Below are 24,203 nucleotides of genomic sequence, written 5' to 3'. Positions count from 1 at the left end.
CATGTCACGCACCGTTCTGGTCACCGGAGGCAACCGGGGGATCGGCCTGACCATCGCGCGCAGCTTCGCCGAGAACGGCGACAAGGTCGCGATCACCCACCGCAGCGGGGAGGCCCCCGAGGGGCTGTTCGGCGTGCGCTGCGACGTGCGCGACCCCGAGGCGGCGCGGCGCGCCGTGAACGAGGTCGAGGCGCAGTACGGGCCGGTCGGCGTTCTGGTGGCCAACGCCGGCATCACCCGCGACGCGCTGGCCCCCACGATGCGCGAGGAGGACTTCGAGGATGTCATCGGCACCAACCTCGTCGGCTCCTTCCGCATGGCCCGCCTGGTGTCCCGCTCCATGATCAGCGCCAAGTGGGGGCGCATCGTCTTCATCTCGTCGATCATGGGCTTCCTCGGTTCGCCCGGGCAGTCCAACTACGCCGCGTCCAAGTCCGGCATGCTCGGCCTGACCCGGTCGCTCGCCTGGGAACTGGGCTCGCGGAACATCACCGTCAACATGGTCACGCCCGGGCTCATCGAGACCGAGATGATCCAGGCCGTCACCGACAAGCGGCGCGCCCAACTGCTGAGCCAGACACCGCTGCGCCGCACCGGCACCCCACAGGAGGTCGCCGACGTCGTCACCTTCCTCGCCGGCGACGGCGCCGCCTATGTCACCGGGGCGGCGCTCCCGGTCGGCGGTGGCATCGGCATGGGGCAGTGAGACACAGGCCCCGACGGCTTCTTCCCCCGGGCCTCCTGACTCCCACGGGCCTCCTGACTCCCACGGCCGCCCAACTCCCCCACGGGTCCCTAGCCCCTCACGGCTCCCCTAATCCCCACGGGTCCCCTAACCCCCACGGGTTCCCTAGCCCCCCACGGGTCTCTAGCCCTCCACGGGTCCCCTAACCCCCACGGTCCCTCCCCCCCACATCCCTCCTGAACAGCCACGAAGCGTGACCGGCGCGTGCAGTGCGCGCAGCGCGCGAGACATGAGAGGAAACCGTCATGACGGACGAGGAAGTGCTGAACGTCGCCCTGGAGATGGGCAAGATCTTCAACGACGGCGACGAGGAGGTCGCCCGACGCCTGGTCTCCGAGGACTTCGTCGACTACGAGGCCCCGGAGGGCTCGCCGGTCGGCGCGGAGGCCTACATCCGCACGGCCCACTGGATGCGCAGCGTCTGGGAGAACGCCCGCTGGGAGGTCGTCGACGCCTTCGCCAAGGGCGACAAGGCCCTGATCCGCCTGGTCTTCTCGGGCCGTCAGGTCGCCGAGTTCATGGGCGTCCCCGCCACGGGCAAGGAGGTACGCGTCCAGCACCTGCACGTCTACCGGGTCGCCGACGGCAAGGTCGTGCAGCACTGGGCCGTGCGGGACGACCTGGAGCTCTTCCGCCAGCTCGGCGCATGGGACAAGCCGCTGACGGGGGCACCGAAGCCCGCGCCCGCGGCCTGATCCGGACATCACCGCACCGGAAGGGCGGCATCCGCATCGCGGATGCCGCCCTTCCGTGCTGTCCGGCGCGATGTCAGGAGCGTTCGGGACCCAGCCCGTTGAGCAGCGTGTCGACCACCGCGGCCGCCAGCGTGTCCGGGTCGGTGGCGGTCTCGGCCTGGACCTGGATGGCCTGCTCGATCAGGGCGTGGTACACCCGCCGGGCCCACTCGAGGTCCGCGTCGGGGCGCAACAGCCCGGCCTGCTGGGCCCGGTCGAGCAGGAGATGGCCCTTGGTGAAGATGCGCTCGTGTGCGGCGACGGCCTCCGGGTCGCGCAGCTGCGGCTGACCGACGGTGTAACGCCAGCCGCTCTTGACCTGGATCACGTTGGCGGTGATCTGGTGCAGCGCAACGAGCGGCGGTGCCGTCTCCGGGCGGCCGACGTCGATGGCCTCCTCGACCTGCCGGAAGGCGTGCACCGCCATCGCGTCGATCAGTGCCTCGCGGGAGGCGAATCGGCGGTGCAGCGTGGTGCGGGCGACGCCGGCGGCGGCGGCGATCTGGGCAAGGCTCGCGGTGGGGTCCTCGCCGAGCACTCGCTCGGCCACTTCCAGGATCGTCCGCACGGTCCGTTCGGCATCGGCACGCAGCGGCCTGTCTCTCGTCGTCGTCTCGGTCACGTCGTGGCCGCCTCTCGGTCGCGGATGGGTCGTACCACTTCGTACTCCAGTTTAGGTGACACCAAAGTTGCACGACAAGGTCTAGTTGCATCGCTGGTGTTGCACTTAGCCGTTTCTCTGATACGTTGATGTTGCAGTTCAGCGGAGATCTGTAACTATCGAGGAGTGGATCGGCATGTCGCAGGAGCACAAGGACTGGATCGAGGCGTACGACTACGTGCAGGGCGTCCAGGCCGCGGGCCCGGCCGAGCTGCAGCAGGTCGGCGTGCTCAAGGTCGGCCGTCGGGACGCCCGCCGCGTGCTGGTCCTGCTCGGCGGCCGTGAGGGCGGCGCCGGGGTGTTCCGGCACACGGCGCGAGCCCTGGCGAGCGCCGCGGACGACCTGCAGGTATGGGCCGTGGACCGTCGCGAGCAGAATCTCGCCGACCTCTCCGGCTTCGCGGACACCCCCGAGCAGGCCACCGAGTACTACCTGGGCGGCCACTACCGGGTGCAGGACCCGGCCGCGTCGGCCTTCGCCGCCCAGTGGGGCCTCGAGGTCCTCCTGGAGGACCTGCGCCGGGTGGTCCTCGCCGCCGCCGACGGCGGCCGGCGCGACGTGGTCCTCGGCGGTGTGTCCGTCGGCGGCAGCGAGGCCCTGCTGTACGCCGCGTGGGACTTCGACGGCACCCCCGGCTACCGCGACCTGGCCGGACTGGCCGTCGTCGACGGCGGTGTCCTCAACGCCTACGCGGGCGCCGGCATGGAGTTCGACCTGCCCGTGGAGGCCGCCAAGGGCTGGCTCGCCGCGATCGAGTCCGGCGCCGTGTTCGAGGACTTCACCAGCACCACCACCGGCCTGGGCACCCGCCCGGAGTCGGCGGCCGTCTGGTTCCAGCTCGCCGCCCGGCACGCCCTGGCCGACCCCGACGGCCCGGCGGTGCTCGCCGACCGCGTCCCCGAGGCGTTCCGCACCGACGGCAAGCTGACCAACGCCGGCCTGTTCGGGCGACTCGTGGACGCCGCGCACGCGCACCCGTCGTACTCGGTCCAGGCGGGCCACCTGGACGACAGCGGCTCATGGGTCGACGGCGGCCCCACCCGGCTGCACACGGTCGCCGAGGCGTTCGCCGGCCCCCGCCCCGGCGCCTGGCTCTGGTACACCCTCAACCGCGTGATGCTCGACCTCGTCGCGGCCATCGACTTCAAGGAGACCGAGCTCAGCCGCCTGCTCGGCCTGCGCCTGGCCCACGCCGAGGCCATCGACGTCCCGCTCTACACCTTCCAGTCCGGTCTGACCAACGGCACCACCGGGCAGGCCGCGGCGGCCGTCACCGCCGCCAGTCGCATCCCCGAGCTGTCCCTCTTCTGCGACCCGGCGCTCACCCACCAGGACGTCGTCTACGCCAAGTGGGAGGACAACCGCTTCCTGCAGACCCTCTCGCAGTTCCTGCGCGGACTGCCCCGACGCGCGAACTGACGGCGGTCGCCCGCGCCGGGCAGAGCGCCCCCACAGAACCGGGGCGGCAGGGGTCCACCCCCGTCCCCCTGCCGCCCCTTCCCCGACCGTCCCCAGCCGCCCCTTACGGCACCCGAGACCAAGGAGAGCTTCGATGGCTGCCGCCGCCCACCCCGAGGCGCCGCCCCGCGCGGGCCTCACCATCTTCGCCCTGTGTCTGGCCGTGTTCATCGTCCCCTACGGCCTCAGCAGCGCACCGGTCGCGCTCCCCGCGATGGGCCGCGATCTCGACGCCGGCGCGGCGTCCCTGAACTGGGTCGTCAACGCCTACAACATCACCGCAGCCAGCTTCATGATGGCCGCGGGGTCGATCGCCGACCGTGTCGGCCGCAAGCGGGTGTTCTCCTTCGGCGTCGGGACGTACGGCGTCTCCGCCCTGATCGGCGCGCTCGCCACCGACGTCCTGCTGCTGAACGTCGCCCGCGCCGTGGCCGGTGTGGCCGCCGCCGCCATGATGACCGCCGGAGTGTCGGTCATGGCGAACATGTTCCACGGCGCCGCCCGCACCAAGGCGTTCGCGTTCGTCGGCGTCACCATCGGCGCCGGTCTCGCCATCGGCCCGACCAGCTCCGGCCTGCTCGTCTCCGGGCTGGGCTGGCGCGCCATCTTCTGGGTGCAGTTCGCCATCGCCTTGGCGTCCATGTTCGGACTGAAGCTGGTGCAGGAGTCCAAGGACCCCGAAGCCCACTCCGTGGACTGGGCCGGCACCGTGACCTTCACCCTCGCCCTGTTCTGTTTCACCCTCGGCGTCATCCAGGGCCCGGCCTGGGGCTGGGGCAGCGTCCAGGTGCTGGGCCTGTTCGCCGGCTGTGTGCTGCTGCTGGTCGGGTTCGTCCTGGTCGAACGCCGCCAGCGGTTCCCGATGTTCGACCTCTCCCTGTTCGCCGAACCGCGGTTCATGGCGGTCAACCTGCTCGCGACCGCCGTCTCCTTCGGCTTCGTCGGCCTGATGGTGCTGTTGCCCTCGTATCTGGTCGGCGCCAACGGACTCACCGACAGCGCGGCCGGCCTGACGATGCTGCTGCTGACCGCCCCGGTGCTGGCCTTCCCGCTGGTCTCCGGGCGCCTGGTGCAGGCGGGTGTCTCGATGCGGCCCATCCTCAGCGGCAGCCTCGTCCTCGTCGCCGCCGGACTGGCCTGGCTGACCACGGTCCACCCCGGCATCGGCCTGCTCGGGCTCACCGGGCCGCTGCTGCTGGTCGGCATCGGCATCGGCCTCATCTACGGCCTGATGGACGGCGCCGCGGTGAGCACCGTCCCGCCGACCAAGGTCGGCATGGCGAGCGGCATGTTCAACACCATTCGCCTGGCCACCGAGGCGGTCGCAGTCGCCGGCATGGTCGCGGCCCTCATGTCCCTGGTCCAGCAGCGCATCGCCGACGGTCTGGGCCGCTACACCCAGGGCACGGACCTCACGGCCCGCAGCGTCACCGACAGCGTCTCCAGCGGCAACCTCGACGCCGTGGTCGACAAGGCTCCGGCCGCGAGCCGCGACGCCCTCACCGACTTCCTCGGCCAGGGCTACACGCACGGCTTCCAGGTCGTGCTCTGGGGCACCGTCGTCATCTGCCTGGCCGGCGCGATCGTTCTGCATCTCATCCTCACCGACCGTCCGGCGGCCGGGGCGCCGGCGGACTCCGCCGAGCCGGCCGACCGGAGCACGCCGCGGGAGTCCGCCGACGCGACGCTCTGAGCCGCGCCGGCCCGAAGGTCCCCACGAAGTCCGCGTCCCGGCGGCCGGTCCACGGACGGCGGGAGGTGACCTCCTCGCCGGCGGGCCCCGGTACACGACACCGGGCGCCCGCCGGCTGCCTGCCCCGCGCCCACAGGAGCAGCCATGACCCTCATCACCCACCACCCCGGCCTGCGCCCCCGGGCGGCCACGGCCGAACCCGCCGGGCCGCGGGTGTCCGCCGTTCCCGACGGGCCCTCCCCGCCGACCACCGGCGCCCGTACCGGCACCACCGCCTCCAGCCTCGCCGACACCCTCCTGCTCGGGCCGCTCCCGGCGACGGCCCTGGCGTTGTGCCGGCTCGACGAGTCCCGGGTGCCGGTGTCTCTGCATCCCGAGGAGCGGCGGCTGGCAGACGCTCTGCGGCCGGCCCGGCGGCCCGACTTCGTCGCGGGCCGGGCAGCGGCGGCCCTGGCGTTGCGTGCGCTGGGGGTCGGCGGGCCGGTCCTGCGGAACGGGCGACGGCCCGTGTTCCCGGCGGGGGTGCGCGGCTCCATCAGCCACTGCGTGGGGCACGTGGGCGTGTCATTCGTCAGCGTCCATCCCCGGGTGATCGCGACCGGCACCGACCTGGAGCGCACCGATCGCCTCGGCCGGGACGCGGCACGACTGGTGTGCACACCGCACGAGCACGAGTGGGTACGGCAGGCGCGCCGCCCGGAGAGCCGGCTGTCCGTCGTGTTCTCCGCCAAAGAGGCCGTCTACAAGGCCCTGTCCGCGCTCGACGCGCCCGCACCCGTCTTCCACGACGTCGAGTTGCGGGTCGCCGAGGGCCGGCTCCACGCCCACCTCGCCCGTGGCCTTCTGCCTGCAGGCTGCCGACTCCTCGGCTGGGTGCGGCTGCTGCCCGACAACCACGTCATGACCTCGGTGGCGGTGCTCTCCGAGGGCGGCCGACCGGGCGGGGAAGCCTCGGTCGCATCATTCGATGTGCTCTAGATCAACCTTAGGATCAATTTCTTGCAGACTCCCTTCACCGGATGGAAGGATTGCATTCCGTTGGTGCCCGTAAAGCAATGCGAGTCCAGCGGGGGGATCTGTGCTGAAGTTCAATGTTCTGGGGCCTCTGGAAATACGAGTCGACAACGAGAAGAGCTCTATTCCGCGCGGCCCGAAGGTCCGTCAACTGCTTTCCCTCATGGTTCTTCGGGCCGGATCGGTCGTGCCTCACAGAATTCTGGTCGACGAACTGTGGGGGAAGAACCCCCCGAAGACCGCGCTGTCCACGGTGCGCACCCATGTCTACCACCTCCGGAAAATCCTCGCCCAGGAGACCGACAGGGTCGCCGGGGCCCACCTGATCGACACGTGGTCCGCGGGCTACGTCCTGCGCGCGGTACCCGAGCAAGTCGACGCAGAGACGTTTCTCCGACTGGCCCGGAAGGGGGAGTCCCTGCTGCACGCCGGAGACGTCTGCGAGGCGTCCCGAGTGCTGTCCCGGGCGCTGGAGCTGTGGAGCGGCGGCGTATTGACCGACGTGACCTGCGGTCCCGTGCTGATGCAGCACGTGCAGCATCTCCAGGAGATGCACATGAGAGTCCTGCAGCAGCGGATCGAGGCGGACATGCGGCTCGGCCGGCACGGCGGGCTTGCGGCGGAACTCAGAAGCCTCGTCGTCCGCCATCCGCTCAATGAGTGGCTGCACGGCCAGCTCATCACCGCCCTTTATCTGAGTGGCCGCCGCGGAGATGCCCTGCACGCCTACCAGGAACTCCGCGGAATACTTCAGGAAGAACTCGGCCTGGATCCGTCCCGTGCCGTGCAGCAGATACAGCAGGTGATTCTGTCCGGCGGCGATGAAAGTATGCTCCGGCATCCGCACAACTGGCGGTGGGGGGCGGCTGTCGGACAACTTCCGAACGCCTCCTGAAAAGCGCCGCATACGTATGGCATTCACCCATGAAATGTCCGTGGAAGTCCAGTTCTGACCGAGGAGGGAAACGTGCGCAAGGTGCTCATCGCCAACCGTGGCGAAATCGCTGTCCGCGTTGCCCGGGCCTGCCGGGACGCCGGTATCGCGAGCGTGGCCGTCTACGCCGACCCGGACCGGGACGCGTCGCATGTCCGCGCCGCGGACGAGGCGTTCGCCCTGGGCGGTGACACCCCCGCCACCAGCTACCTCGACATCGGGAAGGTCCTGAAGGCCGCCAAGGAGTCCGACGCGGACGCCATCCACCCCGGCTACGGCTTCTTGTCGGAGAACGCCGAGTTCGCCCAGGCCGTGCTCGACGCCGGCCTGGTCTGGATCGGCCCCCCGCCGCAGGCCATCCGCGACCTCGGCGACAAGGTCGCCGCCCGCCGCATCGCCCGGCGCGCCGGAGCCCCCCTCGTCGCCGGCACTTCCGCCCCCGTCTGCGGGGCCGACGAGGTCGCCGCCTTCGCCGAGGAGCACGGCCTGCCGATCGCCATCAAGGCCGCCTTCGGCGGCGGCGGACGCGGCCTGAAGGTGGTGAGGACCCGGGAAGAGGTGCCGGAGCTGTACGACTCGGCGGTGCGTGAGGCGGTGGCCGCCTTCGGGCGCGGTGAATGCTTCGTCGAGCGTTACCTCGACAAGCCCCGCCATGTGGAGACGCAGTGCCTGGCCGACCAGCACGGCAAGGTGATCGTCGTCTCCACCCGTGACTGCTCGCTGCAGCGCCGCCACCAGAAGCTGGTCGAGGAGGCCCCCGCGCCGTTCCTGTCCGACGAGCAGGTCGCCGAGCTCTACCGGTCGTCCAAGGCGATCCTGAAGGAGGCCGGCTACGTCGGTGCGGGAACGGTGGAGTTCCTGGTCGGCCTGGACGGCACGATCTCCTTCCTCGAGGTCAACACCCGCCTCCAGGTCGAACACCCCGTCACCGAGGAGGTCGCCGGCATCGACCTGGTCCGCGAGATGTTCCGTATCGCCGACGGCGAGGAACTCGGCTACGACGACCCGGTGCTGCGCGGCCACTCCTTCGAGTTCCGCATCAACGGCGAGGACCCAGGACGGGGCTTCCTCCCGGCCCCCGGCACCGTGACGACGTTCGTACCGCCGTCCGGTCCCGGTGTGCGGCTGGACGCGGGTGTCGAGTCCGGCTCGGTGATCGGTCCGGCGTGGGACTCGCTGCTGGCGAAGCTGATCGTCACCGGCCGCACTCGCAAGGAGGCGCTGGAGCGGGCCGCCCGTGCGCTGGAGGAGTTCCAGGTGGAGGGCATGGCCACGGCGGTCCCGTTCCACCGCAAGGTGGTCACCGACCCGGGGTTCGCGCCGGAGCTGGCCGGCTCCGGCAAGCCGTTCACGGTCCACACCCGCTGGATCGAGACCGAGTTCGTCAACGACATCGAGCCTTTCGCCGCCCCCGCCGACACCTCCGAGGCCGACGAGGAGGCCGACCGCGAGACGGTCGTCGTCGAGGTCGGCGGCAGGCGCCTGGAGGTCTCCCTGCCCTCCTCCCTGGGCATGTCGCTCGCCCGCGCCGGCCTCGCCGCCGGTGCCAAGCCCAAGCGCCGCACAGCGAAGAAGTCCGGTCCCGTCGCCTCAGGCGACACGCTCGCCTCGCCCATGCAGGGCACGATTGTCAAGATCGCCGTCGAAGAGGGCCAGGCGGTCCAGGAAGGCGACCTCGTCGTCGTCCTGGAGGCCATGAAGATGGAGCAGCCCCTCAGCGCCCACAAGTCCGGCACCATCACGGCCCTGTCCGTCGAGGCCGGCGCCTCCCTCACCTCCGGCGCCGCCATCTGCGAGATCAGAGGCTGACCCACGCTCCCGTCCTCCGCCTCACCTCTTCCTCACCTCTGTCAAGGAGCCAACATGCTTGCCACCCATCGCCGTTGGCGTGCGTCCGGCACCGCCTCGGGCGTTCTCGCCGTCGCGGCGGCCCTGGTCCTGTCCCTCACCCCGGCGGCCCAGTCCGTCGAGCCCCGGCCGTCCCGGAGCACAGCGCCGGTGACCGCTCTTCCGGAGACGATCCAGGGCACCGGTCACGCGATCCACCCCGAGGGCTTCGCCTGGGACCCGACCAGGAACGCGTTCCTGATCGGGTCCCTGCGCTACGGGACGATCTCCGTCGTGGGCGCCGACGGCATACCACGCACCCTTGTCGACGACCCCAGCCTGATCGCGACCGGCGGCATCCGGGTCGACCCGGCCCGCAACCGCCTCCTGGCGACCTACGGCGATGTCTACGCCGGGCCGAACGCCCTGCTCAGCGTTGGATCCAGCCCGCAGACACGCGGCCGCTACGCCGGTGTGGCCATCTTCGACCTGACCACCGGTGCCCTGAAGAAGCGCGTCGACCTCAGCCGGTCGCCGGGCCTTCACCTGGCCAACGACCTCGTCCTCGACCCGGCGGGCAACGCCTACGTCACCGACTCCTTCACTGGCAAGATCTTCAAGGTGACCAAGTCCGGCACCGCGTCGACCTTCGCCTACGACGAGAAGATCGACGCCGGTTACGACTCCGCCGGCATGCCCAACGTCGGCGTCAACGGCATCGTCTACCACCCGGCCGGCTTCCTCATCACCGTCCGCTACGACACCGGCCGGCTCTTCCGGATCCCGCTGCGCGCTCCCGGCGACGTGACGGAGATCAAGCTGGACCGCCGCATCCCCGGCACCGACGGCATGGCGCTCGGCGCCGACGGCACCCTCTACGCGGCGACCAACACGATCCGTTCCGACGGCGTCGACGCCCTGTTCAGGCTTCGCTCGGACGACGGCTGGAAGAGCGCCCGCGTGGTGAGCGAACAGGCATCCCCCGAGGCGGCGCCCACGACGATGGCTCTCACGCCGTCCGGTGACTACGTCCTCAGCAGCAACGTCGACGTCCTTTTCCGGAGCGGCGGCACGGAGACCAGGGACGGCTTCGTCCTCCGCCGCTACTGACACATCGGGAGGTGCGGGCCATGGCGCTCGACCAGTCCTTCGTGGGGCGGAGCTATCCGCCCACCGAGCCCTACGAGGTGGGCCGGGAGAAAATCCGTGAGTTCGCGGAGGCGGTGGGTGACCCGACCCCGGCGTACACCGACCCGGAGGCCGCCAAGGCGCTCGGCCACCGGGACGTGATCGCCCCGCCGACCTTCGTGTTCGCGATCACCTACCGGGCCGCGGGCGAGGTCATCGAAGACCCCCGGCTGGGCCTGGACTACAGCCGGGTGGTGCACGGCGACCAGAGGTTCGCCTACAACCGCCCGGTGCGGGCCGGCGACCGCCTGTCGGTCACCTCGACCATCGAGTCGGTCACGTCGATGGCCGGCAACGACATCCTGGACATCCGGGGCGACGTCCACGACGAGGCCGGTGAGCACGTCGTGACCGGCTGGACCAAGCTCGTGGCCCGCGCGGCCGGGGAGGCGTGATCACCCCATGGCGGCGAAGATCGCATACGACGACGTCCAGGTCGGCACCGAGCTGCCTGCCCGGACCTTCCGCGTGAACCGTGCCACTCTCGTCCGGTACGCGGGTGCCTCAGGTGACTTCAACCCGATCCACTGGGACGAGAGGTTCGCCAAGGAGGTCGGACTGCCGGACGTCATCGCGCACGGCATGTTCACCATGGCCGAGGTGGCCCGGGTGGTCACGGACTGGACCGGCGACCCGGGTTCGGTCGTCGAGTACGGCGTCCGCTTCACCAGGCCCGTCGTCGTCCCGAACGACGACCAGGGCGCGACCATCGAGGTCAGCGGCAGGATCGCGGCCAAGCTCGACGACCACACGGTTCGCGTCGACCTCACCGCGACCAGCGCCGGACGGAAGGTGCTGGGGATGTCGCGGGCGGTCGTACGGCTGGCCTGACATCCGCTCCTCACCCTCGCCACCCCTACTCCCCTCCCACAGGAGAACGATGCTCCAGCGCCGGCTGTCCACCCTCGCCGTCCCGGCCCTCGGCCTGGGCTGCATGGGGATGAGCGATCTCTACGGCCCCGGCGACGACGCCGAGTCGGTCGCCACCATCAGGCACGCCCTCGATCAGGGGGTCACTCTGCTCGACACCGCGGACATGTACGGGCCGTTCACCAACGAGCGGCTCGTCGGCCGGGCGATCGCGGACCGCCGGGACGAGGTCGTACTCGCCACCAAGTTCGGCGTCGAGCGCCTGCCGGACGGCACCCTCAAGGGTGTCAACGGCCGTCCCGACTACGTACGGTCGGCCTGCGACGCTTCCCTCCGACGCCTCGGCGTCGACCACATCGACCTCTACTACCAGCACCGCATCGACCCGACGGTCCCCATCGAGGAGACCTGGGGCGCGCTGTCCGAGCTCGTGGCCGCGGGGAAGGTGCGCCACCTGGGCATCTCCGAAGCCGCACCGGCAACGGTGCGGCGGGCCCACGCAGTCCACCCGATCACCGCGGGACAGTACGAGTACTCCCTCTTCAGCCGCGGCATCGAGGACGAGCACCTGCCCACCCTGCGGGAACTGGGCATCGGACTCGTCGCCTACGCCCCCATGGGGCGCGGCCTGCTCACGGGCACGGTGACGAGCACCGGCCAGTTCCCCGAGGGCGACGTCCGCCGGCTGGCGCCGCGTTTCCAGGAGAGCAGCCTCCTCACCAACCGGGCCCTCGTCGAGCGGTTGCGCGAGCTCGCCGCCGCGGCGGACGCCACGCCCGCCCAGCTCGCCCTCGCCTGGCTGCTGTACCAGGGACTCGACGTCGTACCGATCCCGGGAACCAGGCGGCGCAGTCACCTCGACGAGAACCTGCGGGCGTGCGACGTCCCCCTCACCGACGAACTCGCCCGGGCCGTGACGGAGGCCATACCCGCCGGTGCCGTCGTCGGCGAGCGCTACGACGCGGCGCGGATGGCCACGCTGAACCTGTGACCCGCGAACGCCCTCACCGCTGCGCTGAGGCGTCCGTGTCGATCACCGTGCAGCGGTGACGCGTTCGCCGGTGTCGGGCCCGGTCCGGATCCCGGGCACGGCCACCTCCGCCGGCACCCTGCGCATGACCAGATCAGCCCCATGCCTGGAAAGGTAGGACCACGACATGACCATCACCGTCCTCGGCGCCTCGGGAGCCACCGGCCGCCTGGTCGTCGAGCAACTCCTCAGTCTCGGTCACTCGGTGCGTGGTGCCGTACGGAAACCGGAGAAGGCGGCCAAGTCGGCCGTCGGCGGCGTCGATCTCGTCGCGCTCGACCTGGCGGCCCCAGACCACCGGTTCGCGGAGGTCTTCGCCGCGACCGAGATCGTCGTCAACGCCGCCGCGAGCCGCAGCATGAGCAGGAGGCAGGCCGACCTGATCGATCGGCAGGGCATCATCGCAGCCGTCGACGCGGCGGCAGCCGCAGGTGTGAAGCGGTGGATCCAGGTGTCCATGATGGGCAGCGGCGACCCCGCGCGACTGCCGGGGTACCTGCGGGCCACCGGTCAGGCCAAGGGCGCGGCCGACGTGCATCTCGCGGCATCGGGCATGACCTGGACGGTCATCCGCCCGCCGTGGCTCACCGACGGTGCCGCCACCGGCCGGATCACGGTCGGCGAGCAGGTGCCCGAAGGGTCGTTGGCCCGGGCGGACCTCGCCGCCGTCGTCGTCGCCTCGCTGGACGTCGCCACGACGCACAACACGTGTTTCGAGGTCTCCGGAGGAGGGCGCCCCGTCAGGGAGTCCCTGATGACCCTCGCCTGACCGATCAGCGGGCCTGCCCGGTGTCCACATCGTGAGCTCCCGCAAGGTGTCGACGCCGGCAGCGCTGTCGCTCCCCGGGGCGCAACCGGTCCCGACCTTGGGTGATGAGCCCGGCGTTCCAGATCACCCCAGGCGCGGTCCGGCGAAGCGGGAGCGCCCACCCCGGCCTGCGCTCCGCGCATGTCGACCAGGCTCCACGAAGGCAGGCCGGCGCGCGGGTCGGAGCGGGTGGACGGGACGCCCTTCGGCTGCGGACGAGGGAACGCCCGGGTCAGCCCCGTGATCCGCGTCACCGGCCGGGGGGACGTCGGACCGGAGGGGGCGTGGGCCGGGAAACGGGCCGTTCGTGTGACGCCGGTGCGCCGGAGTCAGCTCCGCGACGTGCGGGTGACCCGTATCCGGTACGTCTCCGTCTCCGCATCCGCCGCCGTCACCGCCACCCTGATCCCCGCCCGGCGGTCCTCGAAGCGCTCGCCCGGGGTGAACGGCGCGTCCGAGAGTTCCGCGTGGACGTTCGGGGCGCGGGTGCAGCCGCCGCTGTCGCGGCGGGAGTCGTGGACGGTGATCGGGCCCATGCCGGTGTCCACGGTCGCGTCGACGCGGTAGACGAGGATGCCGGGGCGGCACACCGCCTCGTCGTTGCCGGCGCGGGTGCGCAGTTCGACGGCGTAACCGGAGTGGCCGTCCAGGGGGATGAAGACGAGTTTCGGGCCGCCCGCCCGCGCCAGGGGGGTGAGCGCGTACTCCCGCGTGCCCCGGTTCGCCGCGCAGCCGACCTGGGACGCGTCCAGCCAGCCCAGCTTCCACTTGTGCCAGGCGAGGAGGTCGTTGTTGGCGCCCCAGTCCTCGCTCATGATGTCCCAGTGGCCGACCGCGCCGCCGCCCTCGGCCGTGTACAGGTCGGGCAGGCCGAAGACGTGGCCGTTCTCGTGCGGCAGGACGCGGTAGCCGGTGAGGTCGTAGGAGCCGGAGCCGTCGTCCTGGCGGGAGTAGACGAAGGACGCGTTGGCGACGGGGACGCCGTCGGCGGTCGGGGCCTCCCCGTTGCCGGCGAAGGTGACGGACAGGACCGTGTCGAGGGCGGCCGGGCCCGCGTTGGGGGTCACCAGCACGTTCAGCAGGTCGTACGACTGGAAGTCCACCTCGGGATCGGCCTCGGCCACGATGTCGCGGACCAGTTCGCGGTAGCCGGGGTCGAAGGGGGCGCCGCGCTCTATGCCGTACGCACGGAAGGACTTGGGCATGCGCAGCCAGTCGGGGACCGGGATCTCGGGGCGGTAGTCGAGGCGGCCGTAGGAGCTGGTGGCGAACCACTCGCGGGTCTGGGGGAAGAACTCCCGGTAGCGGTCGAGGGCGTCGCCCTCGCCGGGGGCGTCGGAGAAGTCGATCATCAGGGTGAGGGCGCGGACCGTGCCGGTGGAGCGGGTGTAGCCGGGGGCCGTGGGGATGCCTTCGGACATCTGCACGTCACGGTCGCCGCTGATCAGGCAGGGGCCGTGGGCGGAGGTGGGGGACAGGGAGCCGGGTCCGGCGCCGGCGACGGAGGCGCCGGGGGAGAGGTGGCCGTGGCCGGCCGAGGTGCTGACGGCGAAGGTGAGGGCGGAGACCGATGCCAGTGCGGCCAGGCGGCGCGGGGATATCCGGCGTCGTCGCGGCTGCGGCTGCATGCGGGGACCTCCGCTCGACACGGCAGCCGCCCGTCACCGACTGCACCCTCCCGATCACCCTGCGACGCGGGGTGTGGGGGCGCTCGCCGGGAGGGCCGATCGTGGGGCGCCGGGGGACCCGTATGTGAGGTGGGTCACGGGAAACTTTCCGGGAAGGCGGAAATAAGCGGGGATCACTTCCCCGTTTAGACCTGTGTTCGCGCGAAACGGGGATTCCCTCCCCGGATTCGAAGGGACACGCAGGACCAGCGACAAGCCGCCCCACCGAGGAGTGCACCGTGCAGACCGCGACCCCCGTCACGCGCAAGGCGACCCGGCCCCGCGCCGACGCCCTGCGCAACCGGGAGCGGATCGTCACCGCCGCCCGCGAGATGTTCGTCGAGTTCGGGTGCGAGGTGCCGCTCGACGACGTCGCCCGCCGGGCGGGCGTCGGCAATGCCACGGTGTACCGCAACTTCCCCGACCGTGACGCGCTGATGCGCGAGGTCGTCTGCTCCGTGATGGACCGTACGGTGCGGGCGGCCGAGCAGGCGCTGAACGAGACCGGGGACGCCTTCGAGGCGCTGGAGAGGTTCGCGCACGCGGCCGCCGACGAGCGGATCAGCGCGCTGTGCCCGATGGTCTCCAGCACCTTCGACCAGCACCACCCCGACCTGGAGGACGCACGCCGGCGAGCCGAGAGCCTCGTCGCGCAGCTGATGGACCGCGCCAAGGCGGCCGGTCAGCTCCGTGCCGACGTGGAGTACGGCGATCTGATGGTGGGCGTCGCCCAGCTGAGCCGGCCCCCGGCCGGTACCGGCTGTGACAACGCCGACCGCTTCGTCCACCGCCATCTGCAGCTGTTCCTGGACGGGATGCGGGCCCCTGCCCGTACCACCCTGCCGGGTTCCGCCGTGACCGTGGAGGATCTGCGCCGCTGAGCGAGCCCTGACACAGCGTCCGCGCCGCCCGTCCCGAGCACGGGCTTCGCCTCGAACGGCCGTCCAGGGGACGCGTCGTTCCTTGAAGACACCCGTTTTTCCGTCACACGTTCCCGATTTCCGTCACACGTACCGAAGTGGGTACCCCCATGTCTGAAACAGGTTCAACGGCCGTGAAGGCCCCGAGCGGCCCGGACGCCAACCGCTGGAGAGCGCTCGTCTTCATCGCCCTCGCCCAGCTGATGGTCGTCCTGGACGCGACCATCGTGAACATCGCGCTGCCCTCCGCCCAGCAGGACCTGGGCATCTCGGACGGCAACCGCCAGTGGGTCGTCACCGCGTACGCCCTGGCCTTCGGCGGTCTGCTGCTGTTCGGAGGCCGGATAGCCGACCTGTGGGGACGCAAGCGGGCCTTCGTCCTGGGGCTCGGGGGCTTCGCGCTGGCCTCCGCGCTCGGCGGCGCGGCCACCAACGAGGCCATGATGTTCGGCGCCCGCGCCCTGCAGGGCGCGTTCGGCGCACTGCTCGCGCCCGCCGCGCTGTCCCTGCTCGCGGTGACGTTCACCGACGGCAAGGAGCGTGCCAAGGCGTTCGGCATCTACGGTGCGATCGCCGGTGGCGGCGGTGCCGTGGGTCTGATCCTCGGCGGGTTCCTCACCGAGTACCTGGACTGGCGCTGGACGTTCTTCGTGAACATCCCGTTCGCCGTCGTCGCCGCGGTCGGCGCCTACTTCGTCGTCCGTGAGCCGGAGGGCGGCCGCAACCGCTCGCCGCTCGACGTCCCCGGCGTGATCCTTTCCACCGTGGGTCTGGTCGCGCTCGTCTACGGCTTCACCCGGGCGGAGTCAGAGGGCTGGAGCGACTCCGTGACGGTCGGCATGTTCGTCGCCTCCGCCGTGCTGCTCGCCGCCTTCGTGGCCGTGGAGGCCAGGGTCAAGGCGCCGCTGCTGCCGCTGCGCGTGATCACCGAACGCAACCGCGGCGGGGTCTACCTCTCGCTGGGCCTGGCGATCATCGCGATGTTCGGCCTGTTCCTCTTCCTCACCTACTACCTGCAGATCGTGCAGGGGTACTCGCCGGTCAGGACCGGCTTCGCCTTCCTCCCGATGATCACGGGCATGATCGTGGGGTCCACGCAGATCGGCACCCGGCTGATGACCAGGGTCGCGCCACGGCTGCTGATGGCCCCCGGCTTCGTGGTCGCCGCGCTCGGCATGCTGCTGCTGACCCAGCTGGAGATCGACTCCTCGTACGCGGCCCTGCTGCTGCCGGCGATGCTGCTGCTCGGCCTGGGCATGGGTACGGCGTTCATGCCGGCCATGTCGCTGGCCACGCTCGGTGTGGAGCCGCGCGACTCCGGTGTCGCCTCCGCGATGGTCAACACCTCGCAGCAGGTGGGCGGCGCGATCGGTACGGCCCTGCTGAACACGATCGCCGCCTCGGCCACCACGTCCTACGTCGCCGACCACGTCGGCGGTGCCACCAGCCGGTCCCAGCGGCAGCTGGTCCAGCTCCAGGGGCAGGTGCAGGGCTACACCAGCGCGATCTGGTTCGCCGTCGGGATCCTGGTGGCGGCCGCCGCCATCGCCGCGGTCCTGATCAACGCGGGCCGGCCGGGCGGCACCGCGGTCGCCGGGTCCTCCGACGAGACCGTCGGTTCCGAGCCGGCCGTGCCGGTGGCCGTCCACTGACGGGCGGGCCGCCTCTCACCACCCGTGCGGAGGAGGAGGGGACGCCTCCCCCGTACGGCTCCCCGGACCTGCCCCGGCTCCCGCCTCGTCAGCGGAGCCAGGGCAGGTCCGCACCCGCTTCGCTCGGCTGTAGTCCCTCGGCGACGATCCGCATGATCTCGCCGAGGGACTTCTGCTGTTCCGGGGTGAGCCGGTCGAAGACCGCCTGGCGCACGGCGGCCACATGGCCGGGCGCGTGCCGGCGCAGTACGTCCCGGCCCTCGTCCGTCAGGACGGCGAACTGGCCCCGCTTGTCGGAGGGGCAGTCCTCGCGGCGCACCCAGCCGCTCTTCTCCAGCCGGGCGACGGCGTGCGAGAGGCGGGAGCGGGTGATCTTCGCGGACATCGCCAGCTCGGTCATCCGCAGGCGCCTCTCCGGGGCCTCGGCGAGCTTCACCAGCAGGCCGTAGTACACGTGCGGCATTCCCGCATCACGCTGGAGCTGACGGTCGAGGTGGTCTTCCAGGAGTGTGGTGGCGTCGATGTACGCGCGCCAGACGCGCTGTTCCCCGTCGGTGAGCCAGCGTGGTTCCCCGTGGTCTGCGGATGTGGGTGCCGTCTTCATGTACTCCACTGTACGGCGGACCTTCTTGAAGGTTAAACAAAACTGGCGTACAGTCGATAGGGAAGTTGAGTCTTCAAGTAAAACTGCCCGTCCCTGGCCGCCCCGGGTGGCCGGGGGAGCCCGCCGGAAGGAGTCGCCGTCATGACCGCCACCCCTCAGGAACGCATGCCCGCGCTCTACCTCAGTCACGGCGCCCCGCCCCTGGCCGACGACCCCGTCTGGCCCGGCGAGCTGGCCGCCTGGTCGGCGGAACTGCCCCGCCCGAAGGCGATCCTCGTCGTCTCCGCCCACTGGGAGGAGGCGCCCCTCGCCCTCGGCGCCACCGAGACGGTCCCTCTCGTCCACGACTTCTGGGGCTTCCCCGAGCACTACTACCGGGTCACCTACGGCGCCCCCGGCGCCCCGGCCCTCGCCGACTCGGTGCGCAAGCTGCTGCGCGCCCCCGGCATGCCCGTGCAGGACGTCCCCGACCGGGGCCTGGACCACGGGGCGTACGTCCCGCTGGTGGAGATGTACCCCGGGGCCGACATCCCGGTGCTCCAGGTGTCGATGCCGACGCTGGACCCGGTGCGGCTGATGGAGATCGGGCGCAGGCTCGCGCCGCTGCGCGACGAGGGCGTGCTGATCATCGGCTCCGGCTTCTTCACCCACAACCTGGCCGCGCTGCGGCAGGGCGGGCTTCCCGCCTGGTCGACGGAGTTCGACGCCTGGGGGCGGGAGGCGCTTCAGGCGGGTGACGTGGACGCGCTGCTGGACTTCACCCGCACGTCCCCGGCGGGCCTGCTCGCCCATCCGCGCACCGAGCACTTCGCTCCGCTCTTCGTGACCATGGGCGCCGCGGACGCCGTCGGTGAGCTCGGGGAACAGAAGTCCGTGATCGACGGGTTCTGGATGGGGCTGGCCAAGCGGTCGGTGCAGTTCGGCTGAGTCCGGGAGCGGGTCACAGTTCCTTCTCGTACCAGGCCACGTCCCACCACCGGCCGAACTTGCGGCCCACCTGCCGGTAGATGCCGACGTGCCGGAAGCCGAAGCGCTCGTGCAGGCGCGTCGAGGCGTCGTTCGGCTGGGCGATGCCGGCGTAGGCGCGGTGCAGGCCCTCGTCCGCCAGGGCCTCGAAGAGGGCCTTGTAGAGCAGGGTGCCGATGCCGCGCCGGCCGGAGTCCGGAGCGACGTAGACCGTCGTCTCGACGGACGTCGCGTAGGCGGGCTTGGGGCGGAAGGGGCTCGATGTGGCGTACCCGAGGATCCGCCGCCTACCGCCGTCCGTGGCAACCAAGAGACGGTGCGGGCCGTCTACAGGGTGGGAGAGCAGCCAGGGGCGGCGCTCCTCAGGGGTGAAGGGCGACGTGTCGAATGTGATCGCCGTCTCACGTACGTAGTGGTTGTAGAGGTCGGTGAGGGACGCCAGATCGTCCTCCCCGCCCGGCCTGACCAGGACCTCTGCGTGCTCCGACGGCATCGCGCCTCCCCGCGTGGCCTGACAGGGTACTGCATGATCAGAAAATTGGGAGGTCGGGTTGGGAATTCTGTCCGGATTCCAGTCGTTGTTTCCTACGGATGCGGGCACCCGAGCAGAGTCCGAAGAGACCTGAAGAACGTGCCGAGCGTCCGCGAGACCACCCGCTGACCTCATCATCGCAAGGGAGCACGCATGGCAACCCGTGCCGTCGCCCGTCGCCAGTCCGCCTCCGGCGAGACGGTCGACTCGGCAAACAGTGTTCGCGCCCATGGCGGCGAGATCGCCGATCGCGACCTGGTCGGCATGTACCTCGACGAGATCGCGCGCACGCCGCTGCTCGACGCCGCCAAGGAAGTCGAGCTGTCCCAGATCATCGAAGCGGGTGTGTTCGCACAGCAGATCCTCGACGGCCTGGAGGAGAACAAGGCCGGGGCCACCCCCGAGGAGCTCCGGGCCCTGGTCGACGCGAGCGAGCGGGCCAAGGACGTCTTCATCCGCTCCAACCTCCGTCTGGTCGTCGCCGTGGCCCGCCGCTACCCGCGCAGCGGCCTGCCGCTGCTCGACCTGATCCAGGAGGGCAACGCCGGCCTGGTGCGCGCTGTCGAGAAGTTCGACTACCGCAAGGGCTTCAAGTTCTCGACCTACGCCACCTGGTGGATCCGCCAGGCCATCACGCGGTCGATAGCCGACCAGTCGCGCACCATCCGGCTGCCCGTCCACCTGGTGGAGGAGCTGGGTCGCATACGGCGCGTGCAGCGCGAGTTCAACCGTGAGCACGGCCGGGACCCGGAGCCCGCGGAGATCGCCGCCGAGCTCGGTTCCACGCCGGAGCGCGTCACCGACGTGCTGGACTGGGCCCGTGACCCGGTCTCGCTGAACATGTCGGTGGACGACGAGGGCGAGACCCAGTTCGGCGACCTCCTGGAGGACACGTCCGCGGTGTCGCCGGAGCAGTCGGTGCTGACGCTGCTGCGCAGCGAGGAGCTGGACGACCTGATCGGCCGCCTCGACCAGCGCACGGCCTCCATCATCAAGATGCGCTACGGCATCGAGGACGGCCGCGAGCGGACACTGACCGAGGTCGGCAAGGAGCACGGCCTGACCCGCGAGCGCATCCGCCAGATCGAGAAGCACGCGCTGCTGGAGCTGAAGAAGCTGGCGCGTGACACCGGCTTCGACGCGGCCGCGTGACCGCCCGCGCCCGTCGCGCCGGGGTGGCGACCGCGTCCCGCGCGGTAGCGTGAACACCCCGGCCGCGTACGCCGGGTGGCGGAAGACCGCGCAAAACATGGCTGTTCCCCGCCGCTTCAACCGGCCGGCACCGGGAACAAAGATTCAGGGCCCGGGAGTTCGGACCTCGGGAACTCGATTCCCGGACCCGCGAGAGCCACGTCCCGACGCACAACCCCCCCGGCGCCGGGACGTCCCAAGGCCGGGTTCGGCGCCCCTCCCCCCGGGCGCCGGGCCCGGCTTTTCTCATACCGCCGGGGCTGGTCAGCGGGTCACCCCGAACCTGAACCCCGGGGTGACCCGCCAGATGGCAGATTGTGCCACATGGGCATAGCCTGCCGGGCGTGAGCAGCACCACCCCTCCTTCCCCTCCTTCACCGCCCACGCCGTCGCTGAACGAACGGCGCAAGTCCGAGACCCGGATGGACATCGCCCGCGCGGCGGCCGGTCTCTTCGTCCGGCAGGGCTTGCGGGCCACCCGTGCCGAGGACATCGCCCGGGCGGCCGGTATCGCCCCGCGCACCTTCTACCGCTACTTCGCCAGCAAGGAGGAGGCCATCGGACCGCTCTACGCGGCCGGTGCCCAGCGCTGGGTGGAGGCGGTGCGCGCCGCCCCCGCCGGGGCGCCCGTGCCGCAGGTCCTGGAGGACGCCGTGCGCCATACGCTGACGCCCGGCCTCGGGGTGTCGGTGGCCTCCTGGGACTGGGCGCGCACCCTGATCCGGCTGGCGCAGGCGGACCCCGCCCTGCGCCGGGTGTGGGCGGAGGCGTGCCAGGCGTCGGAGCGGAAGCTGACGGAGGCGCTGGCGGAGCGGCTTCCGGCCGGCCGGCTCCACGACGCCGACGACGTTGCCGAGCGCAGCCGACTGAGCTTCGCCGCGGCCGTCGCGAGTGCGGCCGTACGCACGGCCATGGAGAGCTGGGCGGCGGGCGACGGCCCCGCGGACGGCCCCGGGGGGCCGTCCGGACTGGCGGTGGCCAACCTGGCGGCGCTACGGGACTTCCCGTGGGACGAGCTGACATGACGTGCCGTCACGGCGCGGTGCTCTCCGCCCGGAGCCGTCACGGCTCGCTGCTCTCCGCCCGGCTCTCCGCACCTCCGCCCGCCGCCCGGCTCATCCGGGCACCCATGTCCCGCACCGCCTCGACGAGTTCCGCGGGCTCGTGCACGGTGAACTCGTGGCCGAGCATCGCCAGGCGCACCGCCATCCAGTCCTTGGCGTCGCTCACCGTGGCCCGCAGCCGGCAGGTCTCCGCGTCCAGCGGTTCGGGCGCGCCCAGCCAGCCCGGGATGCGGGCCGCGACCGTCTCGGCCGGGGCGGCGAAGGTGACGACGAGCTCGTAGGACTCCCGCGCCCGGTACATGGACCGGCGCAGGTACTCCGCCGCGCTGCCCGTCGGCAGTTCCCTCGGTGTGAACCGTGCTCCGGTGGCGAAGGGCTCGCTCACCCGGTCGACGCGGAACGTGCGCCAGTCCGCGCGGTCGAGGTCGTACGCCACGAGGTACCAGCGCCGCCCGGTCGACACCAGCCGGTACGGCTCCGTCACGCGCCGGGACGCGGTGCCGTCGGCCGCCCGGTAGGCGAACCGCAGCCGCTCGTGCCCGGCCACCGTGGAGGCCATGACGGTGAGCGTCTCCGGGGCGATCGTGGCTCCGTCGCCGCTGGTCAGCGGAGTGGTGGCGGCCTGGAGCGTGCTGACGCGGTGGCGCAGCCTGCCGGGCAGCACCTGCTCCAGTTTCGCCAGCGCCCGTACGGACGCCTCGTCGACGCCCTCCACGGCGTGCCCGGCTCCCGCCCGGAGTCCGACCGCGATGGCCACCGCCTCCTCGTCGTCGAGCACCAGGGGAGGCATCGCCTTGCCCGCGACGAGCCGGTAGCCGCCGTCCGCGCCGAGGGTCGCCTGGACGGGATAGCCCAGTTCGCGCAGCCGGTCGATGTCCCGCCGGATCGTGCGCCGGGAGACCCCGAGGCGGTCGGCCAGCTCGCCACCGGGCCACTCGCGGGGGGTCTGGAGGAGGGAGAGAAGGGTCAGGAGCCGCGCCGGTGTGTCCGTCGTCATGGGATCGAGGATGCCTCATAACTAGGACCTGATCTGACCTAGTCAGGTCATAGCTTGCGGTACATGACCTTCACCGACACCCCGCACGCACCACGCCCCGTCGCGGGCGACCGCCGCCGCTGGTTCGCGCTCGCGATCGTGATGACCGCGGCCTTCATGGACCTCGTCGACGTCACGATCGTCAACATCGCGATCCCGTCGATCCAGCGCGACGAGGGCGCCACCTTCAGCCAGATCCAGTGGATCACCGCGGGGTACGCGCTGGCCTTCGCCGCCGGGCTCGTCACCGGCGGCCGGCTCGGCGACATACACGGCCGCAAGCGGATCTTCCTCATCGGCATCGGTGGCTTCACCCTCGCCTCCGCGCTGTGCGGGCTCGCCGTCGACCCGGAGATGCTGGTCGCCTCCCGGATCCTCCAGGGCGCCATGGCGGCGCTGATGGTGCCGCAGGTGCTGTCGATCGTGCACGCCACCTTCCCGGCCCACGAGCGCGGCAAGGTGTTCGGGCTGTTCGGCGCGATCGTCGGCCTGGGCGCGGTGTCCGGGCCGCTGCTCGGCGCGCTGCTGACCGAGTGGGACCTGTTCGGTCTCGGGTGGCGGCCGATCTTCCTGATCAACCTCCCCGTCGGCATCGCGGGCCTGGTCCTCGGCAGCCGTTTCATCACGGAGTCGAAGGCGCCGCGCGCCCTCAAGCTGGACCTGGTGGGCGTCGCGCTGGTGACGCTGGCGCTGCTGATGCTGCTCTACCCGCTCACCCGCGGCCGTGAGCTGGGCTGGCCGCTCTGGGGACACCTGTCGATGGCGGGCGCGGTGGTGGTCTTCGGCGCGCTGGTGGTGTACGAGCGGGCCAAGAGCGCGCGGGACGGTTCCCCGCTGATCGAACTGTCGTTGTTCCGGGTGAAGAGCTTCGCGGCGGGCATCGCGGTGCAGACGGTGTTCGGCATCGGTCTCGGTGTGTTCTTCCTGGTCTGGACGCTGTACATGCAGGTCGGCCTCGGCTGGAGCGCGCTGCGGGCCGGGCTGACCGGCGTCCCGTTCTCGATCGCCGTCTCCCTGGCGGCCGGGATGTCGGTGCAGCTGCTGGTTCCGCGCTACGGGCGCAAGGTGCTGCAGGCCGGTGCCCTGGTGATGGCGGCCGGTGTGCTGATCTACCTGTGGGAGGCCGGGCGGTACGGCCAGTCCATCGCCTCCTGGCAGATGGCGCTGCCGCTGGTGGTCATGGGCGCCGGCATGGGGCTGATCGTGGCCCCGCTGACGGACGCGGTGCTGTCGGAGGTGCCGCGCGAGCACGCCGGGTCGGCGTCCGGGCTGATCAACACCGTGCAGCAGATGGGCAACGCGCTCGGCCTCGGGCTGGTGTCGGTGGTGTTCTTCGGGGTGATCGACGAGCGGCTCGCCCCGGCCGAGGTGGGTCCGGCCTTCACCGACGGTTTCCAGCACGCGCTGGGCTGGGTGGCCGCGGTGATGGGTGTCATCTTCCTGCTGATGTTCGCCCTGCCCGCGCGTCCCGCCCAGCACGAGGAGGGCACCGGGGACGACGCCCCGGCGACGGTGGCGAAGGAGCCGGAGCTCGTGTCCTGAGCGGACGTCCCCGGCGGACCGGACGACGCAACGGGGGCGGACGCGGTCCCGCAGGCGGGGGCCAAG

At 71.4% G+C, this 24,203-nt stretch carries 23 protein-coding genes; 18 read left to right on the top strand and 5 right to left on the bottom strand.

Features of this window, described 5'->3' with window-relative positions:
• Nucleotide 1 precedes the first annotated feature (1 nt).
• Both fabG and BU52_RS15560 read left to right on the top strand, forming a co-directional pair.
• Nucleotides 2-706 (top strand): 3-oxoacyl-ACP reductase FabG, encoded by a 705-nt coding sequence (fabG, locus tag BU52_RS15565; protein WP_037934147.1) that lies wholly within the window; start codon nucleotides 2-4, stop codon nucleotides 704-706.
• Between the two features lie 284 nt (nucleotides 707-990).
• A complete protein-coding gene (locus BU52_RS15560; RefSeq protein WP_051858239.1) occupies nucleotides 991-1,440 on the top strand; it encodes an ester cyclase in 450 nt (149 codons plus the stop codon).
• Between the two features lie 73 nt (nucleotides 1,441-1,513).
• On the opposite strand, the gene BU52_RS15555 is transcribed toward BU52_RS15560, so the two are convergent.
• Complete coding sequence (locus BU52_RS15555; protein ID WP_037934144.1) at nucleotides 1,514-2,101, bottom strand: TetR/AcrR family transcriptional regulator; 588 nt, start codon at nucleotides 2,099-2,101, stop codon at nucleotides 1,514-1,516.
• A 175-nt stretch (nucleotides 2,102-2,276) separates the two neighbouring features.
• Between BU52_RS15555 and BU52_RS15550 the strand changes: the two genes are divergently transcribed.
• The 10 genes from BU52_RS15550 to BU52_RS15505 all read left to right on the top strand — a co-directional run bounded on the left by BU52_RS15550 (nucleotide 2,277) and on the right by BU52_RS15505 (nucleotide 12,924).
• Nucleotides 2,277-3,560 (top strand): alpha/beta hydrolase, encoded by a 1,284-nt coding sequence (locus BU52_RS15550; protein ID WP_235216342.1) that lies wholly within the window; start codon nucleotides 2,277-2,279, stop codon nucleotides 3,558-3,560.
• Between the two features lie 133 nt (nucleotides 3,561-3,693).
• The gene (locus BU52_RS15545) at nucleotides 3,694-5,292 is read left to right on the top strand and encodes an MFS transporter (RefSeq protein WP_051858237.1); all 1,599 of its coding nucleotides are present in this window, start codon (nucleotides 3,694-3,696) and stop codon (nucleotides 5,290-5,292) included.
• Between the two features lie 144 nt (nucleotides 5,293-5,436).
• A complete protein-coding gene (locus BU52_RS32765) occupies nucleotides 5,437-6,270 on the top strand; it encodes a 4'-phosphopantetheinyl transferase superfamily protein (RefSeq protein ID WP_051858234.1) in 834 nt (277 codons plus the stop codon).
• Between the two features lie 100 nt (nucleotides 6,271-6,370).
• Nucleotides 6,371-7,201, top strand: coding sequence for an AfsR/SARP family transcriptional regulator (locus BU52_RS15535; protein WP_157847875.1), 831 nt, complete (start codon nucleotides 6,371-6,373; stop codon nucleotides 7,199-7,201).
• Between the two features lie 72 nt (nucleotides 7,202-7,273).
• The gene (locus BU52_RS15530; protein ID WP_037934141.1) at nucleotides 7,274-9,049 is read left to right on the top strand and encodes an acetyl/propionyl/methylcrotonyl-CoA carboxylase subunit alpha; all 1,776 of its coding nucleotides are present in this window, start codon (nucleotides 7,274-7,276) and stop codon (nucleotides 9,047-9,049) included.
• A gap of 54 nt (nucleotides 9,050-9,103) precedes the next feature.
• The gene (locus BU52_RS15525) at nucleotides 9,104-10,177 is read left to right on the top strand and encodes a hypothetical protein (RefSeq protein WP_051858230.1); all 1,074 of its coding nucleotides are present in this window, start codon (nucleotides 9,104-9,106) and stop codon (nucleotides 10,175-10,177) included.
• Between the two features lie 20 nt (nucleotides 10,178-10,197).
• Entirely contained in the window at nucleotides 10,198-10,650 is a 453-nt protein-coding gene (locus tag BU52_RS15520; protein WP_037934138.1) for a MaoC family dehydratase N-terminal domain-containing protein, read from the top strand.
• Nucleotides 10,651-10,657: 7 nt separating this feature from the next.
• Nucleotides 10,658-11,086 carry a MaoC family dehydratase gene (locus BU52_RS15515; protein ID WP_037934135.1) on the top strand — a complete coding sequence of 143 codons (429 nt, stop codon included), beginning with the start codon at nucleotides 10,658-10,660 and terminating at the stop codon, nucleotides 11,084-11,086.
• A gap of 49 nt (nucleotides 11,087-11,135) precedes the next feature.
• The gene (locus BU52_RS15510; RefSeq protein WP_037934132.1) at nucleotides 11,136-12,116 is read left to right on the top strand and encodes an aldo/keto reductase; all 981 of its coding nucleotides are present in this window, start codon (nucleotides 11,136-11,138) and stop codon (nucleotides 12,114-12,116) included.
• A 166-nt stretch (nucleotides 12,117-12,282) separates the two neighbouring features.
• Nucleotides 12,283-12,924 carry an NAD(P)H-binding protein gene (locus tag BU52_RS15505; protein WP_037934128.1) on the top strand — a complete coding sequence of 214 codons (642 nt, stop codon included), beginning with the start codon at nucleotides 12,283-12,285 and terminating at the stop codon, nucleotides 12,922-12,924.
• 368 nt (nucleotides 12,925-13,292) lie between these two features.
• Here BU52_RS15505 and BU52_RS15500 read toward each other — a convergent pair whose 3' ends face one another.
• The gene (locus tag BU52_RS15500) at nucleotides 13,293-14,591 is read right to left on the bottom strand and encodes a M6 family metalloprotease domain-containing protein (RefSeq protein ID WP_037934125.1); all 1,299 of its coding nucleotides are present in this window, start codon (nucleotides 14,589-14,591) and stop codon (nucleotides 13,293-13,295) included.
• Nucleotides 14,592-14,869: 278 nt separating this feature from the next.
• On the opposite strand from BU52_RS15500, the gene BU52_RS15495 reads away from it, so the two are divergent.
• On the top strand, nucleotides 14,870-15,511 hold the full coding sequence (locus BU52_RS15495) for a TetR/AcrR family transcriptional regulator (protein ID WP_037934122.1): 642 nt from the start codon (nucleotides 14,870-14,872) through the stop codon (nucleotides 15,509-15,511).
• Between the two features lie 149 nt (nucleotides 15,512-15,660).
• A complete protein-coding gene (locus BU52_RS15490; RefSeq protein ID WP_037934119.1) occupies nucleotides 15,661-17,202 on the top strand; it encodes an MFS transporter in 1,542 nt (513 codons plus the stop codon).
• 88 nt (nucleotides 17,203-17,290) lie between these two features.
• Here BU52_RS15490 and BU52_RS15485 read toward each other — a convergent pair whose 3' ends face one another.
• Nucleotides 17,291-17,806 (bottom strand): MarR family winged helix-turn-helix transcriptional regulator, encoded by a 516-nt coding sequence (locus tag BU52_RS15485; protein ID WP_037934299.1) that lies wholly within the window; start codon nucleotides 17,804-17,806, stop codon nucleotides 17,291-17,293.
• Between the two features lie 165 nt (nucleotides 17,807-17,971).
• Between BU52_RS15485 and BU52_RS15480 the strand changes: the two genes are divergently transcribed.
• Entirely contained in the window at nucleotides 17,972-18,733 is a 762-nt protein-coding gene (locus BU52_RS15480; RefSeq protein ID WP_037934297.1) for a dioxygenase family protein, read from the top strand.
• Between the two features lie 13 nt (nucleotides 18,734-18,746).
• On the opposite strand, the gene BU52_RS15475 is transcribed toward BU52_RS15480, so the two are convergent.
• Complete coding sequence (locus BU52_RS15475) at nucleotides 18,747-19,265, bottom strand: GNAT family N-acetyltransferase (RefSeq protein ID WP_037934116.1); 519 nt, start codon at nucleotides 19,263-19,265, stop codon at nucleotides 18,747-18,749.
• A gap of 192 nt (nucleotides 19,266-19,457) precedes the next feature.
• On the opposite strand from BU52_RS15475, the gene BU52_RS15470 reads away from it, so the two are divergent.
• Both BU52_RS15470 and BU52_RS15465 read left to right on the top strand, forming a co-directional pair.
• Nucleotides 19,458-20,456: a sigma-70 family RNA polymerase sigma factor gene (locus BU52_RS15470; RefSeq protein ID WP_037934113.1), complete on the top strand. Its 999-nt coding sequence runs from the start codon at nucleotides 19,458-19,460 to the stop codon at nucleotides 20,454-20,456.
• A gap of 383 nt (nucleotides 20,457-20,839) precedes the next feature.
• The gene (locus tag BU52_RS15465; RefSeq protein ID WP_037934110.1) at nucleotides 20,840-21,520 is read left to right on the top strand and encodes a TetR/AcrR family transcriptional regulator; all 681 of its coding nucleotides are present in this window, start codon (nucleotides 20,840-20,842) and stop codon (nucleotides 21,518-21,520) included.
• A gap of 37 nt (nucleotides 21,521-21,557) precedes the next feature.
• Here BU52_RS15465 and BU52_RS15460 read toward each other — a convergent pair whose 3' ends face one another.
• Nucleotides 21,558-22,556: a helix-turn-helix transcriptional regulator gene (locus BU52_RS15460; protein WP_037934107.1), complete on the bottom strand. Its 999-nt coding sequence runs from the start codon at nucleotides 22,554-22,556 to the stop codon at nucleotides 21,558-21,560.
• 63 nt (nucleotides 22,557-22,619) lie between these two features.
• On the opposite strand from BU52_RS15460, the gene BU52_RS15455 reads away from it, so the two are divergent.
• Nucleotides 22,620-24,137, top strand: a complete 1,518-nt coding sequence (locus BU52_RS15455; protein WP_037934104.1) for an MFS transporter — start codon at nucleotides 22,620-22,622, stop codon at nucleotides 24,135-24,137.
• Nucleotides 24,138-24,203 lie beyond the last annotated feature (66 nt).

The sequence above is a fragment of the Streptomyces toyocaensis genome, assembly GCF_000725125.1.
Lineage (GTDB): Bacteria > Actinomycetota > Actinomycetes > Streptomycetales > Streptomycetaceae > Streptomyces > Streptomyces toyocaensis.
Note: the sequence above shows the minus strand (reverse complement) of the source record. Positions and strands in the feature narration are given on the sequence as shown.